Origin of the sequence: Streptomyces sp. NPDC101110 (genome assembly GCF_044759525.1) — a bacterium.
Taxonomy (GTDB): domain Bacteria; phylum Actinomycetota; class Actinomycetes; order Streptomycetales; family Streptomycetaceae; genus Streptomyces.
On sequence record NZ_JBIVZM010000001.1, the window covers coordinates 634,932 to 649,939 of the forward strand.

At 67.6% G+C, this 15,008-nt stretch carries 14 protein-coding genes and 1 pseudogene; 5 read left to right on the forward strand and 10 right to left on the reverse strand.

Annotation, left to right across the window (positions count from 1 at the left end; genetic code table 11):
- Positions 1-152: 152 nt before the first annotated feature.
- The gene (locus tag ACIQU3_RS02985) at positions 153-749 is read right to left on the reverse strand and encodes a DUF6542 domain-containing protein (RefSeq protein ID WP_403725229.1); all 597 of its coding nucleotides are present in this window, start codon (positions 747-749) and stop codon (positions 153-155) included.
- A gap of 218 nt (positions 750-967) precedes the next feature.
- Here ACIQU3_RS02985 and ychF point away from each other — a divergent pair, with 218 nt between their 5' ends.
- Positions 968-2,056 carry a redox-regulated ATPase YchF gene (gene ychF, locus ACIQU3_RS02990; RefSeq protein WP_366712060.1) on the forward strand — a complete coding sequence of 363 codons (1,089 nt, stop codon included), beginning with the start codon at positions 968-970 and terminating at the stop codon, positions 2,054-2,056.
- A 274-nt stretch (positions 2,057-2,330) separates the two neighbouring features.
- The gene (locus tag ACIQU3_RS02995) at positions 2,331-3,206 is read left to right on the forward strand and encodes an Abi family protein (RefSeq protein ID WP_403923150.1); all 876 of its coding nucleotides are present in this window, start codon (positions 2,331-2,333) and stop codon (positions 3,204-3,206) included.
- 262 nt (positions 3,207-3,468) lie between these two features.
- Here ACIQU3_RS02995 and ACIQU3_RS03000 read toward each other — a convergent pair whose 3' ends face one another.
- The 6 genes and pseudogenes from ACIQU3_RS03000 to ACIQU3_RS03025 form a co-directional block, all read right to left on the reverse strand.
- Positions 3,469-4,551, reverse strand: coding sequence for a tyrosine-type recombinase/integrase (locus ACIQU3_RS03000; protein ID WP_403923152.1), 1,083 nt, complete (start codon positions 4,549-4,551; stop codon positions 3,469-3,471).
- 61 nt (positions 4,552-4,612) lie between these two features.
- Positions 4,613-4,944, reverse strand: a pseudogene (locus ACIQU3_RS03005) (XRE family transcriptional regulator); the annotation flags it as partial.
- A gap of 287 nt (positions 4,945-5,231) precedes the next feature.
- Positions 5,232-5,777 (reverse strand): HAD domain-containing protein, encoded by a 546-nt coding sequence (locus tag ACIQU3_RS03010; RefSeq protein ID WP_403923154.1) that lies wholly within the window; start codon positions 5,775-5,777, stop codon positions 5,232-5,234.
- A 34-nt stretch (positions 5,778-5,811) separates the two neighbouring features.
- Positions 5,812-6,504 (reverse strand): class I SAM-dependent methyltransferase, encoded by a 693-nt coding sequence (locus tag ACIQU3_RS03015; protein ID WP_403923156.1) that lies wholly within the window; start codon positions 6,502-6,504, stop codon positions 5,812-5,814.
- A 1-nt stretch (position 6,505) separates the two neighbouring features.
- Positions 6,506-7,417 (reverse strand): aminoglycoside phosphotransferase family protein, encoded by a 912-nt coding sequence (locus ACIQU3_RS03020; protein WP_403923158.1) that lies wholly within the window; start codon positions 7,415-7,417, stop codon positions 6,506-6,508.
- A 79-nt stretch (positions 7,418-7,496) separates the two neighbouring features.
- Positions 7,497-8,246 carry a hypothetical protein gene (locus ACIQU3_RS03025; protein WP_403923160.1) on the reverse strand — a complete coding sequence of 250 codons (750 nt, stop codon included), beginning with the start codon at positions 8,244-8,246 and terminating at the stop codon, positions 7,497-7,499.
- Positions 8,247-8,469: 223 nt separating this feature from the next.
- Here ACIQU3_RS03025 and ACIQU3_RS03030 point away from each other — a divergent pair, with 223 nt between their 5' ends.
- Positions 8,470-9,825: a tetratricopeptide repeat protein gene (locus tag ACIQU3_RS03030; RefSeq protein WP_403923161.1), complete on the forward strand. Its 1,356-nt coding sequence runs from the start codon at positions 8,470-8,472 to the stop codon at positions 9,823-9,825.
- A gap of 1 nt (position 9,826) precedes the next feature.
- Positions 9,827-10,357, forward strand: coding sequence for an NUDIX domain-containing protein (locus tag ACIQU3_RS03035; protein WP_403923163.1), 531 nt, complete (start codon positions 9,827-9,829; stop codon positions 10,355-10,357).
- A 68-nt stretch (positions 10,358-10,425) separates the two neighbouring features.
- Here the strand turns inward: ACIQU3_RS03035 and ACIQU3_RS03040 are convergent, their stop codons facing one another.
- Both ACIQU3_RS03040 and ACIQU3_RS03045 read right to left on the reverse strand, forming a co-directional pair.
- Entirely contained in the window at positions 10,426-11,364 is a 939-nt protein-coding gene (locus ACIQU3_RS03040) for a restriction endonuclease (RefSeq protein ID WP_403923165.1), read from the reverse strand.
- Positions 11,365-11,527: 163 nt separating this feature from the next.
- A complete protein-coding gene (locus tag ACIQU3_RS03045) occupies positions 11,528-11,767 on the reverse strand; it encodes a hypothetical protein (protein ID WP_403923167.1) in 240 nt (79 codons plus the stop codon).
- A 395-nt stretch (positions 11,768-12,162) separates the two neighbouring features.
- Here ACIQU3_RS03045 and ACIQU3_RS03050 point away from each other — a divergent pair, with 395 nt between their 5' ends.
- Positions 12,163-14,325: a hypothetical protein gene (locus tag ACIQU3_RS03050; protein ID WP_403923169.1), complete on the forward strand. Its 2,163-nt coding sequence runs from the start codon at positions 12,163-12,165 to the stop codon at positions 14,323-14,325.
- Between the two features lie 323 nt (positions 14,326-14,648).
- Here the strand turns inward: ACIQU3_RS03050 and ACIQU3_RS03055 are convergent, their stop codons facing one another.
- Positions 14,649-14,861 (reverse strand): CPCC family cysteine-rich protein, encoded by a 213-nt coding sequence (locus ACIQU3_RS03055; RefSeq protein ID WP_403923171.1) that lies wholly within the window; start codon positions 14,859-14,861, stop codon positions 14,649-14,651.
- Positions 14,862-15,008: the final 147 nt, after the last annotated feature.

A 15,008-nucleotide genomic window follows, 5' to 3' on the forward strand; every position in this document is an offset into this window, starting at 1 on the left:
GACTTTGCGGACACGACCTCAGGGCCTGTCGTTTGGATCATGCCGGCGTCGCGGGGCGTGGCACGCGCATCGGCAGGCCCTGGGCCCGGCCGCCTCGAACCGAGCGGGGTGAGACCGGCGGCCGGGCGCGGTCGTCCGTCGCCTGGGCAGGGTCAGAGGGGCGGCCGGGCACCGGCCGTACGGCGCCGCCGGCGCACCAAGCTGATCCGGCGGACAATCACGATCAGCCCGGTGATCAGCGTCCCTCCGTACAGCCAGCCCGCCTGCGTGGCGAGCGCCGTCACCAGGCCCATCAGGGTGCCGCCGGTCCCTCCCTCCTCGTCGGCCACCGGGAGCAGCCCCGCGGCGAACGCGATGGGCACCACCACGGGAGCCGTCATCAGGTCCCCCCGGCGCACCCAGAGGGCGGTCAGCGCGCACACCGGCAGGAACAGCACGCCGTAGGCCGTCAGGGACGCCCCGAACAGCGCGGCGCACAGCGCGCCCAGCAGGAACATCACCGCCGTGCAGAACAGCCCGCTGCCCAGCCCGGTCAGCCGGGGGTTCGGCAGCCCCGCGACGGCGGGTGACGGTACGGCCGCGGGCCGCCGTACCGGTGCCGGGCGGCGCCGCGGCCCGGGCGGCCGTGCGGCACGCACGGGCTCACCCCCCGCTCCCCGCCCCGCCTGGGACGGCACGGGTTGGCGGGGCGGCCTGGGCCGGTCCCGTCGCGGTCCGTACTCGGGAGATCGCGTCCTGTATTTCTCCACCGCACCAACTTAGGTCGTTCAATATGCCGAATAGGCCGACTGACACGCCGTCGGCCGATGCTTGGCCAAGCGTTCGATACATCGCCGGGACGGTTCCGGACACGCCGTAGACTGGTGGATCGGCCGGTCCCCCGGCCCTCCACTCACGGGAACCCGGCCCCTGGCCCTCCACTCACGGGAACCCGGCCCCTGGCCCTCCACTCACGGGAAGTCGCAACGTGTCGCTCACGATCGGAATCGTCGGTCTGCCGAATGTCGGCAAGTCGACCCTGTTCAACGCCCTGACCAAGAACGACGTGCTGGCGGCCAACTACCCGTTCGCCACCATCGAGCCGAACGTCGGCGTGGTCGGCGTCCCCGACCCGCGCCTCACCAAGCTGGCCGAGATCTTCTCCTCGCAGCGGGTGCTTCCGGCCACGGTCGACTTCGTCGACATCGCCGGCATCGTGCGCGGCGCGTCCGAGGGCGAGGGCCTCGGCAACAAGTTCCTCGCCAACATCCGCGAGTCCGACGCGATCTGCCAGGTCATCCGGGCCTTCAAGGACGAGAACGTCGTGCACGTGGACGGCAAGGTCTCGCCCAAGGACGACATCGAGACGATCAACACCGAGCTGATCCTCGCGGACCTGCAGACCATCGAGAAGGTCCTGCCGCGCCTCCAGAAGGAGTCGCGCATCAAGAAGGACATCGCGCCGAAGGTGAAGGCCGTCGAGGAGGCGAAGGAGATCCTGGAGAAGGGCGACACGCTGTTCTCCGCGGGCATCGTCCAGGGCTCCGGCAACGAGGAGCTCCTGCACGACCTGCACCTGCTCACCACCAAGCCGTTCCTCTACGTCTTCAACGTCGACGAGGACGAGCTGACCGACGACGACTTCAAGAACGAGCAGCGGGCCCTGGTCGCCCCGGCCGAAGCGATCTTCCTCAACGCCAAGCTGGAGGCGGACCTCGCCGAGCTGGACGAGGAGGAGGCGCTGGAGCTCCTCCAGTCCGTCGGCCAGGAGGAACCGGGCCTCGCGACCCTGGCCCACGTGGGCTTCCGCACGCTGGGGCTCCAGACGTACCTGACCGCAGGCCCCAAGGAATCCCGCGCCTGGACGATCAAGAAGGGCGCCACGGCCCCCGAGGCGGCCGGCGTCATCCACACCGACTTCCAGAAGGGCTTCATCAAGGCGGAGGTCATCTCCTTCGACGACCTGGTGGAGACGGGCTCGGTGGCCGAGGCCCGCGCGAAGGGCAAGGCGCGCATGGAGGGCAAGGAGTACGTCATGCAGGACGGGGACGTGGTGGAGTTCCGCTTCAACGTCTAATACGTTCGGCGAAAGGCCGTCTGACCTGCGACGGAGCGGGTTGGGCGGCCTTTGCGGTCCGCACAGAGTCCGCAACGTGCTGTATGAGTCCGCCCCGCGGGAACCGGCGGGACGGTCGGGAAGAAGTAGCCGGTCGACCCGAAGGCGGCGGCTGGTGCGAGGCTCGGCGCATCGCCTATAATGGTGGCAATCGACCCCCTCCCAAGCCTCTCCACGATGCTCAAATGGGAGGGGCCTCTTTCTTTCCGGGGTGCGAGTGAAGCCGAGCCTGTCCGTGGAGAAGCAAGTCGCGCTCCTGGCCAGCCGTGGCCTCGTTATCCCCGACGAGGACGTCTGTGCGGCGTTCTTTGGCTCGAACAACTACTACCGATTCTCCGGCTACGCTCGCTACTTCCAGCGAGCCCCCCACATGGGCGACGATGCGTTTACGCCCGGCACGACGTTCGCTGAGATCCGCCGCATCTACGAAGCCGATGAGGCGCTACGCACCGCGCTCAGCCAACCCCTTGCACGGGTCGAACTCCTGCTGCGCACGCATGTCGCCCGAGTGATCGCCGACGTGCACGGTCCGTACGGCAGCTTCCTCGAGGAAAGCTTCTACACCGACGTCGGCAACGTTGAGCCGACCGTCGAGGCGTGCCTGCGCGACATCGACCGGAGCAAGGACCGCCACATCCTTCGGTACAGGGGCACCGAAGGTGACCGCGTCGACTACAGCAAGCTGCCCGTGTGGTCCGCCGTTGAAGCGTGGTCGTTCGGGACGCTGTCCAAGGCCATCGAGCGCGGAGCTGGCGGCGCTCTTTCCGATGCCGTGGCGACCAGCGTCGGGGTCGCGAAGGCAGGGTTCGCCTACCGCGTGCGGTCGTTGGTCTACCTGCGCAACCGGTGCGCCCACCACGGCCGGCTGTGGCATCACTCGGTTCTCGACGCCGGTCCTACGCCAAACAATGTGCGTAGCAAGGCGAAGCGGATGGCGGGACAGTTCGAGCCGCGTTCGGTTCTCGATGTCATCGCCTCGCTCGACGACGTGGCCACACGCGGCAAGGTCGCTGATCCGGTGCTCCCGCAGGTTGCCAAGCAGCACCCCCGTGACTGCTTGTTCTGGGAGGGACTGGCACGGCCTCAGAGCCCGCGCGATCACAGGGCGTGAATCGGTCCTGAGTAGGGACGATCCCCAAGTAGGGCGGTGCGGTGCGAAAGACACGCGCCTACGCGAGCACGTGGAAGGCGTAGTCGGCCTGGTGCGAGCAGCACGGCCGCTACCTGCTGTCAGCGGACCCGTTGCAGGTCGCTTCAGTGCCCAATACGTCCGGTGAAAGGCCGCCTGACCTGCGGCGGAGTGGGTCGGACGGCCTTTGCGGTCCGCGTAGAGTCCGCAGCTTACTGGATGAGCCCGGCACGCGGGGGAGCGGCTACGCCGCTTCGCCGGCCTGTTGCTGGGCATTGGGGGACTGGTCCGCGTACGCGTTGTCGACCGCCGCCCGGGTCCGCTCCTCGGAGTCGGGCCACAGGTGGGTGTAGATGTTCAGCGTCATGGCCGCGTTGGTGTGGCCGAGGCGCTCGGAGACCGTCTTCACGGACTCGCCGTGTTTGATCAGCAGGCTGGCGTAGTGGTGCCGGAGGGCGTGGGGTCCGGTGCCCTTCGGTATGCCGGCCTTCGCGCAGCCGGGCCGCCAGGACCCGTCCATGAAGTGCGTGTAGACCACGGGTCCGCCTTGCGGCGCCGTGAAGATCCAGCTCTCGGGCCCATCGGCGGGAAAGTCCCGCAGGTGGGCCTTCATCGCATCCACCGCTATGCGGGGGAGGGGGACCGTGCGGTGCGAGCGAGCGGTCTTGGGCGGGCAGACATACACGCCGTGCTTGGCGGTCTGCTGGATCTGCTGCTCGACCGAGACGGTCGCGTGCAGCAGGTCCACGTGCCGGAGCTGGAGGCCGAAGAGCTCGCCGGGGCGGAGCCCGGTGGCCGCGCCGAGCAGCACGAGGCCCTTGTATCGGGCGGGCATCTCCTCGGACAGCGTCCGTATCTGCTCGACGGCCAGCGGCACAATCTTCTTCCGGGGTACCGAAGGCAGTTTCGCCTCGGCGCACGGGTTGTGAGGGATCATCCGGTCACGGACGGCCGCCCGGAAGATGGCGTTGACCGTGTTGAAGACCGTCCGTGAGGTGCTGGCGGCCAGCCCGTGCGTGGTGGTCAGGCTGGTGACCCAGCTCTGTACGTCGCCGGGCTTGATGGCGCCGAGTGCCCGCTTTTCCCAGGCAGGGTAGACGTAGCAGCGCAGGTGCTGGGCCACGGCCTTGGCCGTGGAAGGTCGGTGGGGCTGGATGGCCCGCCATTCCTCCGCGTACTCCTTGAAGGGGCGTCTTCGCCGACCGCGGATCGACGTACTGACCGGTGACCAGGCTGGCCGTGACCTCGTCGATCCACCGTTGGGCGTCGATCTTGCGGTCGAAGTGGCGGGCGTGCTCCTTGCCGTCGAGGTCGCGGTAGCGAGCACGCCATTTGCCGTTGGGGCGCTTCTGGATGTTGGCCAAGTGGCCTCTCCTTCGTGTCGGTTGTCAGTAGTGGCCGCCGTCCTCGATGTCGCCGCTGAGGGTGCGAGCGTCCCGCTCGTCGCCCATGAGGCGGAGGCACCGCTCGTGGATCGCCCGCGAGCTGTCGGGATGGGCCTTGATGTGGTCGGCGATGGCGACCACGGCGTGATGGAGACGGTCGCGTGCGTCGCGGGTCTCGTAGAACGCCTCGACGGCCTCTTGGATGAGCCGCCGGCTGGCGATGTCGAGCCCTTCCAGAGGCGGTGACATGAGCTCTTCGAGAGGGAGCTCGAAGACGCGGGAGAAGGCGAGAGCCTCGTCGAGGTTGATGGTCGGCGGGGGGTGCCGGTTTCGATGTGAAGCCGGGCAGCAGTAGGGGCCGGGTGCCCTTCGGGGAGTAGCTCTGTGAGATATACGGCAATCCCGGTCAAGATCGGGTGACAGAAAGCCGCAGCTCGTCAAGATCACTTGGCGAACGGCCAGACTCAACTGGCAGAGGACATCGTGCGACGTGTTCCCCGAAGGAACAGCGGAGTGCTCCCTCGGGCACTCGACTCGTTCCCTGAGGAAACGATGCCTTCCGATCAGTTTCTGACGGCGATCCTGATGCTCTCGCTGCCTGTGGCAGCGAGAGCATCAGTCGTCAGGCGGCACGGGCTGCGGGCAACCGCGCGACCCACTCCGTCACCTCGGTCAGGTGCTCGGGTTGCAGCCCGAAATGTGGGTCGGGCTGCACGAGGAGGGTCGCCGTTCCGCAGGCGGTGCGTTCCTCCGCCCAGGCGTGGTCGAGGTCGGTGAAGTCGTCGTCGATCCAGATGCCGGGGGCGTCGCCGAGCCAGGCGTTAACGTGGTCGCGCTTCCAGAGATAGCCGTTGGGGTGGCTGGTGGTGATCTGCGGATGCGGGAGATCGATGTACGGCAGGGTCGGAAGGCCGAGGAGGGGCCCGATGAGGGTGGTGGCGTCCTGTCGCCAGCTGGTGCACCAGACGGGGGTGACCAGGTCGGTTCGGATGACGTTCATGAGTAGGCGGCCGTGGTCGGGGTTGAGCCAGACGGTGACCGGGTTGTCGGCGCTGCGGCCGGCGGGGACGACGTCGTGGCGGGCGTGCGTGGCCAGGGTCGAGCCGTGCTCGTCGGGGAAGGGTATGAGGACGCCGTCGATGTCGAGGAGCAGGTAGGGCGGGCGCATCGGTTCCTCCGGGGAATCCGGGGCGAGTGGCTGGTCAGAGCTTGCGGACGTGGATCAGCAGGGTGGTAGGCCAGTGGCCCATGCGGGGGTCGTTGAACTCCCGGGCCGAAGTGAGCCAGAAGCCCGCCCGGTTGAGGTGCCCCTCCCAACGGTCGGTATCGAACTCCCATCGGGCGATGGGGAGCCGCGAGCGGTCGGGGAGGGTGACGAAGTCGCGGCGGGGCCGGTCGTCGCCCGAAGGGCTTCGGCCGCCACGCTGTGGGTGGGGGACGGAGAAGGCGAGCACTCGTCCGGGCGTGAGGCGCTGCGCGATGGCCGGCAACAGGAGTTCGGGGGCGACGAGGCCGACGGCGCCGAAGACGGAGTAGATCGCGTCGAACTGCTCGTCGGAGGCGTGCAGGTAGTGCAGGGCGTGGCCGGCGACGAAGGTGAGGTTGTTCAGCCGTCCGTAGTGGGAGCGGGCGCGGCGGACCTGGAGGCCGACCAGGTCGACGCCGGTGATGCGGGCGCCGTGGCGGGTGGCGAGGTGGGCGGCGTTGTGGCCGGGGCCGCAGCCGAGTTCCAGGAGTCGCTTGCCGCGCAGGTCGCGGCCGAGGACCTCGGCCCCGGGACCTTGGCCGGGTCTCGTGGTCCATTCCATCCGGGCGGGTACGGAGAGGGGTTCGGCGAGTCCGGCGGCGGTGCGCTGGAAGGCGTGGGCGTGCCAGGGGGATGCTTGGACGAGCACGTCAGATCTCCAGGAGGTGGAGGACGTCGGTGAGGTGGCGGCGGACGGCCTTGATGTAGGCGGGGTCGGTGGCCGGGTCGTTGATCCAGCGGATGGACTGTTCCATGAACCACTCGACGGCCCACATGCGGTGCCAGCCCAGGGCCCAGTGTTCGGCGGTGAGCCCGCCGCGCGGGGCGAGGGCGTCGGGGGTGCCGCCGGCGGTGACGTACTGCTCCAGGAAGACGCGCAGGCGCACGGGGTGCGGGGGATCGATGGTTCCGTGCCAGCTGGCGAGGTCGAGCAGGCCGGGGCCGGTGAAGGCGCGGGCGAAGTCGAGCAGCCACCAGCCGCGCTCCCCGATGTGGAGGCTGGTGGGGTGGAACTCGGAGTGCACCCAGCCGAACGGTTCCAGCGTTGCTCCGGCCGAGCGGGCCTCGGCGGCCTGGGCGATACGGTCGAGCGCGTCCTCGACGTCGTCGGCGTCCTGCCACCGATCGGCCTTGCGCAGCCGTTCAAGATGCTCAAGCGCCCTGGCCGGCAGCGTCCGCAGCCGGTTCTGGTCGAGTACGGGCAAGGGCGGAGCCGTACGGGTGCCGTGCAGGATCACGGCCGCGGCGACGCCGTCGAGGTCGTCGGCCTCGCGGACGGACGGTCCGAGGTCCACCATGAGCATGCCGAGCCAGCCGTCCAGGACGGCGGAGGCGTGGACCTGGGGGACGGGAACGCCGAGGGTGCGGGCCAGGCGGAGGGCCTGGTCCTCGCCGTCGAACGGCTTCTTGGCGTACTTGAAGATGGCCGTGGAGCTGTCGGGGAAGGTCACGCGCTCGACGCCGGACATGGACCACACGCGCACCTCCTCCCGTACGGCGGTGGTCTGGCCGGTCGCGGTGAGCAGGTTGTCGAGGAGTTCGGCGCTGGGGTTCGTGGTCACGTGGGGGCTCCGGGGCGGACTGGTGGCGTCCGGGGCGGGCGAGGGATGCCGGCCCGCCCCGGAGCCTGATCGGGTGGGGTTACGCGGCGGGGTTCACGCGGTGGGCGTAGACCTGCTCGATCCAACCCGCCTTGAACGCGGCGAGGTCGTCACGGAAGTTCGCCATCGAGGCACCGTAGGGCGCGACCACGCCGCCGGACTGGTCCGGCACGGACTGGCAGCCGTGCACGAGCCGGCCGCCGAGCGCGGCGTGGGCCTTGATGGACTCGATCCGGCGGTGCTCGTTGAACCAGCCGCCGTGGTAGACCTCGTCGAGCATCCCGCCCGTCTCGTCGTCCAGGTCGAAGACGACGGAGGTGGCGGCGGGGAAGAACCAGCAGGGGCCGACGTTGGAGATGTGCCCGTCCAGCTCGACCTTGTTGAGCGCCATGAGCGTGGCGGCCTCGCGCAGCATCCGCAGGTGGTCGGCGGTGATCTGTGGCAGGCCGAGGCCGGCCAGGTGCTCGTCGCGGAAGAGGTACGCGTACACCTCGTCCGCGGTGGCCACGACGCGGGCCGCGTCGGACGTGGACTCACTGTGCTGCTTGATGAAGTCGAGCGCGAGCTGCTCGACCGTGCTCTCGGTCGTCTCGTCCGCCTCCAGGAGCTGGGACTTGACCAGCTCCCAGTCGGCGACGAGCCACGTGCTCGACTCGAAGCGGAAGAAGTACTCGGCCGGGTCGATCGTGATGCGCCGGCCGTCGACCTGGATGCCGGGCAGGCGGCTCCAGCGCGGGTCGAACGCCTCGGGCAGCTCGACCGTGATGGCCGTGGTGTCGATGGTGGTCACCGTGTCTCCGTCTCTGATCGGCCGGGTTCGGGCATAGGAATGCCCGAACCCGGTGTGGGTGTAAGGAACTTCGGGGTGCCGCCCGGACCAAGGGGGAGCCTGGATCACGATTGCGCCGTTCCGGGCGGCTGCTGATAAGTGAACCGGTGGTCACGCTCAGTGGGTACGGTGGACGGCAGTTGAAGCGGTATACGCGGTTTACAGCTCCGGAGTGGAGGCGATCGTGGCGGCGCCGAGAGAACCCAACTCCCGTCTGTGCGACGTCATCGCGGCGGTCGACTGCACCTACGAGGCACTCGCCCGAGACGTGCGGCGCATCGCCGCCGAGAACGGCGAGATCCTCCAGACCAACAAGTCGGCTATCTCGCACTGGGTGAACGGCACCCGAGCCCCGTCGGGCCGGGTAGGTCAGTACCTGGCCGAGGCGCTGTCCCGCCGAGCGGGGCGCACGATCACCCAGACTGAGATTGGCCTGCAGGCCGGTGATGACGATGCGCCGGCGGAATCCGACCCCGTCCTCGCGGTCACCGACCTGGGCCGTGCCGACGTCGAGCGCCGCCGCTTCCTCGCCATCGCGGCCTTCACCACCGCCGGCGTCGCCATGCCGCTCGGATACGACCACGAAGCCACCGCCCGCATGCTCCGCGCCCGCACCGGCACGTCCCTCGTCGGCGCGGAGGACGTGGACGTCGTACGGCAGATCACCGCGGCCTTCAGCGCCGCCGACGAGCGCCTCGGCGGCGGGCACGGCCTGACCACCGTCACCGCGTACCTCGCCGACACAGCCGCCCCCATGCTGCACGGACGCTTCCCCAGCGAAGGCTTACGCCGGGCCGCCTTCGGCGCCGTCGCCGAACTCGCCTACCTCGCAGGCTGGAAACACCACGACCTCGGCCAGGAAGGCGCTGCCCAGCGTTACTACCAGGTCGGCTACAAGCTCGCCTGCGAAGCCGACCCCCACGGCCACGCCGCCTGGATGATGCGCGCGCTTGCCCACCAGGCCCTCAGCCTCAAACAGCCCCACCACTGCGTCGACCTCGTCGAAGGCGCCCTGCGACGCGGCCTCGGCCACGTCGACGGCCAGACCGAGGCCCTCCTCCACATCACCCACGCCCGCGCCTACGCCGCCACCGACGAGAACTCCCTGGCCGCGCGCGCCCTGCTCTCTGCCGAAGACGCCCTCCTCCGTGACGACGGCCCCCAGCCCAGCTACTCCCGCGTCAGCGGCCCCGCCGCCGGCACCGTGGCCAGCCACACTGCCCGCACCCTGACCGACCTCGCCGACCACATCGGCACCGAACAGCAGCACCGCGACGCCCTCACCCGCTGGAACCTCGCAAAGTACAAGCGCGTCCACGCCCTCACCCACGCCGACCTCGGCGACAGCCTCGCCGCCCAGGCCCGCGCCGACGAAGCCGTCGCCGCCTGGACCCAGGCCCTGGTCCTCATGGAAGGCATGACCTCCGACCGCACCCGCAAGGCGATCACCTCGATCCGCTCCACGCTCACGGTCTACCAGCACCGCCGCGTTCCCGGCGCCGCCGATCTCGCCCGCCGCGCACGCGAGGGCCTCGCCTAACATGCCCAACAACCCGCCCGACGAAGGGAACACCGTGGCCCAGCAGACCGACGACCGCTCCCAAGCCCTCAAGCCGGCGCTCGAATCAATGACCCTGCTGGTCGCGGCCGTCATCGTCCACGACAAGGCCACCAACCGCGTCGTCCTCCTCCAGCGCAGCGAGAACGCCAAGTTCGCCCAGGGAATGTGGGACCTCCCCGTCGGCAAGAGCGAGCCCGGCGAGCCCATCACCGAGACCGCGGTCCGCGAGCTCTACGAGGAGACCGGCCTCACCGTGAAGCCCGAGTCCCTCAAGGTCGCCCACGTCATCCACGGCGCCTGGGGCGTCGAAGCCCCTAACGGCTTCCTCACCGTCGTCTTCGCCGCCCACGAATGGACCGGCGAACCCGAAAACCGCGAACCTCGCAAGCACTCCCAGGTCCGCTGGGTCGATGCCAACGCCATCCCCGACGCCTTTGTCGACACAACTGCCAGTGCTCTCCATCAGTACCTGCACGGCAGTTCTCAGGTGTCACTTGACGGGTGGCGTTAGTTGCGCACCCTGAGTTTGGGCGCAGGGCCTTCCGTCGACTCCGGCTTGACGGTTACGGGCTGTTTCGGCTATTCGCCCGGGAACATCGTGGCTGGAAAGTAGCAGCTTCCGGTCTCATTTGCGTGACGCTTCTTGCGTCGCAAAAGTTCGTCGAGGGTGAGGCGCCCGTCGAGAACGTAGAAGAAATCGAGCCCCTCCATCGTCAGGAACGGCGTACTCTCCCTGTACGCTTCTCGGGCTCCGCTAGTGAATCCATTTACGCTGATAAAGATTCCAAGCGAATTTTTTCCCTTCCGCCTCACTTTTTCATTGAAGCTATAGAGGTGGTGGGGCTGGATCGCCTCCTGCCACCACTTGGCTTCAACGATGTAGTCGTCCGTGCCGAAGGTTAGCGAGCCGTCGATTTGTTCGTACTCCAAGCTGTACGACAGACGCGGTTCCATGTCGAACAGTCTGAAAACGTCATTCAGGAATGGCTCGAAGAGCCTGCCTGCCTTCTGGCGATTATCCATGCGCTCCAGTTCGAGGAAGCGTTCTTTAAGAGCGGAAAGCTTGGCTTCAAAGCCATGCTGGGCCTCCACTACAGCGCGGTACGTGAGAAGCTCATTATCGAACTGCGCCTGTTGCTCGTGGGCAACACGCTGGCGGTCCACCAGCCCCTTGAGATGGTCGACTGCTTCCCTTGCTTCGGCGATCAGTGATTCGGCGCTCTCGTGCCGTTTCAGTGCGGGGAAGCTTGTCAGTTGAGAAACCTCCGCCATCATCCGAAGCGAAAGGTCGCGATATTCGCGCTCATTTGCCATCAACCGGTCCACAAACTCATCTGCGGTGGCCCATTTGTAGCCGCTGAAGTCCATGTGGGCCAGCAGTGAAGGGTGGTCCGTGGCCCACAAGCGGATGAATCGTTCGAGATCACGCTTGTACCAGAAGATCGACTTAAGCGCGCCGGCCAGGGCTCCGTAGGCGGCTGGGCTGATCGGCTGCGCTGGTTTCGGCGTGCTCGTCATCCCTTGTCCGACCTCCCAGTCTCTGTGCGGAGCTGCTAACGCCTGGTCAGGTGATGCTACAGAGGGGAGTCGGGTGCTTACCTGTCTTCGCGTTGTATTGCCTGTCGTGCGCGGCGCTGCAGGTCAGGGTTGGTGCAGGCCGGTCGGCTGTGAACGCCTCGTTCTACTGGCGGCGCCGCAGCTGCTGGATGGTCGGCACGATGGCTAGACAGAGCAGAGCGGTCCCGCCGAAGGCGGCGCCGCCTGCGAGCAGGGCGTCCACCGGCGTGCTCCCACCGAGGCGCTTGAGGAAGCCGGTGCAGGCCGCGACCAGTAGCGAGAACAGCAGCATGACCAGCAGCCAGGGGAACCACGTGCCGCCTGTGATGTCGGTGGATCGGGGCGGGCTCGGAGGGGGAGTCACGGCGGATTTCCTTGTCGGATCGAGTACTTGACGCGTTGAAATCGCGTTGGGATTTCTAAGTTCTAGCGCAAGAGTTCAGGGTTACGCATCCAAGTCCACATATGTCATTGAAGGTGGACGGATTCTCGCGCTAGATGCTCAACATCCGACGGCAATCGGTCACTTTCGTTCATTTCATGGCAGCGGCTTCGTATTTCCAATGTAACGCGTAAGCATGGATTCGGCGGACTGACCTGGTGAGATGGATCGGCTTGGAAAATAGAAGCCTCAAGGGTGTGGTCAATCTGGTCCGGCAGTGGTCCTCAGTGAACTCGATGATGTGATGGGGAGAAACGGTGGTTGAGAACGCTCAGGCGGGGCCATTTCCTCGCCCTGCGTCTTTGAAAATGCAGCGCATGTGGGTGGAAGCGGGTCTGAACACACCAGGGGTGAACGTTCCGCGCGAGGCGCTGCTCAATTTCGCACCGTTCGTGGTCGATCCGGAGTCCATGCTGACCGAACAAGATCAGGTCGGGACACGAATGTGGCGACCGGATGCCCTGCGGCAGCTCCACACCGATGCAGGGGACATGCTGATCGCGACGGTGCGGATGCATGGCGCTGGGGGAAGTGTCTGGGAACACAACGAGCGGATCAGCTCGTTGTGGCACTCGCCCGCCAACCCGGCACCGGTGCGGGAGGACGAGAGTTCGCTGTCCGCAGTGCGCCCCTACGTCCAGCAGGTGGCTGGCGGCTCGACTCAGGAGTTTGCGGCCGTGGAGAGCGTGGCCGAGAACCGCGAGTCACTGGTCGCGAATCTGGAGAAGGCCGCGTCGGGGCTGCGCGAACGGGAAGGCCACCGTTCCTACGATCTCAGGCAGGACCTGATCCTTAACGGGCAACTGGAGCCGGGTCTCTACGTTGCGCAGCACATCCTCATCAAGGAAGCACCGCTACAGGCTCGGGACGGACGTCCGCTGCATCCGGCCGAACACTGGCAGTGGATGGCGGTCCGGGGCAACAACCGGACGCAGCGGCGCCACGACATTTTCCGGATCTCGTCCGCCGATGTGGTCACGGGTGTCCCGGTCAAGAAGATCGGAGGGAGCGGGGAAGGCGTCGTCTTTGATCCGAACGACTGGCTCACGCGCCTCTCCGACCTGCTGAACGAGGAGTACGCATCGCTCTCCGCCGCCACGAGCCCTGCCGATCCTGACGACGACTCCCGTGCCGTGCAGGCTGCCAGGCTCGCGGTGGTGGAGTCTCACCTGGTCGTGGGCACCTCGACACCACGCAGGCTCTACCGCATCGCACAGATGAGCAATCGGCGTGACCACGTTCATATGCCGCTGGAGTTCACCCCGAACGACCGAGGGCGGGCGCTCGGTCGCAGCGTGCTCGGAATGTACGCAGCGGAGGGAGTGCTCGACGAACGAGTCGCGGAGGTTTTGTCAGGAGGCGTGCCTATTACGGGTTTGCCAGGACTGCCGGCGGACGCGGCGGTATCGGAGCTGCGGGACATCCGTTCGATGATGCTTATCCGGGAGCTGTTTCCGGTGGAGCGGCGCAAGCGGTTGCTGATCCGACGGGCACTCAGCGAGGCGCCGCCTTCCCAACTGAGCGCTCCGGAGGCCAACCGGCGGGCGCGGGTCTGGTCGGCTATGACCTCGGAGAGCTTTCCAAGCCCGTGGAACCCGCGGATCGCAGAGGTCTTCCAGCTCGGCGATGTCCGGAACGGCCTCAATCCCTCGGACCGGCGGTTGCCGGAGCTGCTTGCCAAGGCGGACACTGATGATGAGGCATTCGAGGAACTCATTTCCTTCCGGGCGGCACATTGGCTCGCGGCCTTCGACCTCATCGACGCGGACCGGGGATCGCTGACAGGGCAGAAGACCGACGACGACGGAGCCAAGGCGGACCGCGTCCGACGGACAGTCAAGAACAACCTGATGGCCATGCGGAACAACCGCCGTAAGGCGGTGGGCGTCCTGCGGGAACTGGCGGCCGCGATGGACGAGGGGGACCGTCGCCCGCGGAAGGTCTCGGCGACTGGCGAACCCTTGCTGGAACCAATGAACCGGGCTTGGTTCAACCGGGAGTTCCCCAAAGAGGCGGGAATTCGTGGGCGTGGGGTGCCGAAACCACGGGGCAACTCCGCTGCGCCGCGGTCAACCGCACAGTCCGTTCGGCTGGCGGTCGGCAACGGTGCTACGGCGGTGCCCGGCGAGGAGCGGGCGGCACCTGCAGCGAAGAGCGGGCCTCTTCAGTCTCCGAAAGTCGTACCGACCCGTCCGGCGCCGGATGAGGTTCAGCCGCCGAGCCTAGAAAGTGCCCCTGCGACCGACCCGGCGCCCGATTTGGCGGTGAACCTGGAGCAGCAGGTGGGGGCGCTTGTCCAAGACGTCGGGAGATGTCAAGAGCTTGCCGCGTCTCTGGCCGTGCTTGCGAAGCCTGGAGGCCGCCCACTGACTCGGGACCAGGCGGACAGCATGACACTGGGCTTGATGACGGCTGAGGTGGAGATCCGCCGGTTGCGGGCGAAGCTGGAAGGACTTGCCGAGCCGCTCGCAGGTCCGTGAGACGCTACTGGGTTCGTTCGGGCCGTGCGTGCAGCTGCGGCCGAGAGGCGAGAGGCGGCTTATTCCTCGGAGGCGGGGGCTAGTCCGAGGGCTGCAGGAGGTGGTCGCGCTCGGTGTTGAAGGGCCATCGCCGCCCATCCCCGGCGGCATGCAAGGCGTCGTTATCGCCGTCGAGCTGTTGGACGAGGGCCTCGATGGGGGACGTCATGATGCAGCCGAGTGGCCGCGACGCCAGAAGGTGGGCAGCCACCAGCAGAGCACCGAGCGGTCGTCGGGCCACGGGGCCCGGTCCTTGGAGTCCCAGTGCTCGAAGGAGTCGTGCGTCAGGTCGATGGGGCGCCAGGCGGGGTCGAGCGGCTCGTGTAGTTCCTCTGGGCCTCGATCAGGGAGACCTTGTTCGCCCCGCCGGCCATGGTCGGCCAGCGGAACTGGACCCCGTCGTCCTCCCAGAAGCAGACGGGGCAGATCTCGTACGAGCCGGGCATCGCGTCCAGCACGCGGTGCCCGCGGCAGGGACAGGGGTAGGAGTCGCTCACCCGCGCAGTCTCGTTGCAGGTCCCGCCGGTGTGCCATGGATTTCTCTGCCTCGACGTACCCAGCCAGTCCGCGGCCAGTCCGCAGGACACCCGTAACCGGCCGTCGGGAGCCAACGCATGCCAACGAGGAAATCCTAGGTCAGGGCC